This is a genomic window from Vibrio sp. D173a (genome assembly GCF_030248475.1).
This window is the reverse complement of the sequence record NZ_JAHGAH010001342.1, coordinates 1-725: the sequence shown is the minus strand read 5'-3', so window position 1 is coordinate 725 and position 725 is coordinate 1. Positions and strand designations below refer to the sequence as shown.

The following is a 725-nucleotide window of genomic DNA, read 5'->3' as shown; positions in this document are numbered from 1 at the left end:
TCACGCTTGAACGAATCCATCATTGAAGAGTTGAAGCAGTTACAGAAGAAAGTAAAACCGCTTAATAACCAAATCAACATTCAGATGATCTAATAGAAAGGGCTTATGTGGTGTGGTGTCACATCAAATAAGCTCTCTTGCCTTTGTGTTATCTTACACCCCTAAGTCGGTTAGTGATCAAGCTATCACTTTTGAGCTTTTGTCTCTAAAAAGCGAATAGCTGTCAAACGTCCTTACAACTCGTATGGCAAAATAACCCGTCTATATTTTAATGTATGTAAAATGATTTGAGAGTACTCCCGTATTCGCGGATCTAAATTGGAAATACCATCATGTCGAGCAAGCCAGCAGTAACGAGCCAGCAAATCGTTTGGGATCAAGCCATCTTAGACAAGTACAACTATTCTGGTCCACGTTACACCTCTTATCCAACTGCGTTGGAGTTCCATGTAGCTTTCACGGTCTCTGATTATGACATGGCGTGTACTCAGTACCCTGAGCGCCCGCTTTCTCTTTACGTACATATCCCATTTTGTCACAAGCTTTGTTACTACTGTGGTTGTAGCAAGGTGATTACTCGCCACTCGCACAAGGCCGATGAGTATCTCGATGTGATTGAGCATGAGATCCGTCAGCGCGCAGCACTGCTGCGAGGGCGTGAGGTGACACAGCTGCTCTTTGGTGGTGGTACGCCGACCTTCCTAAGTAAGGCGCAAATTACACGT

The 725-nt window shown here is 44.4% G+C and carries 2 pseudogenes; both read left to right on the top strand.

Annotation, left to right across the window (positions count from 1 at the left end):
* Positions 1-93: pseudogene (locus KIV40_RS33240) on the top strand (DUF2489 domain-containing protein); the annotation flags it as partial.
* A gap of 239 nt (positions 94-332) precedes the next feature.
* A pseudogene (locus KIV40_RS33235) lies at positions 333-725 on the top strand (oxygen-independent coproporphyrinogen III oxidase); the annotation flags it as partial.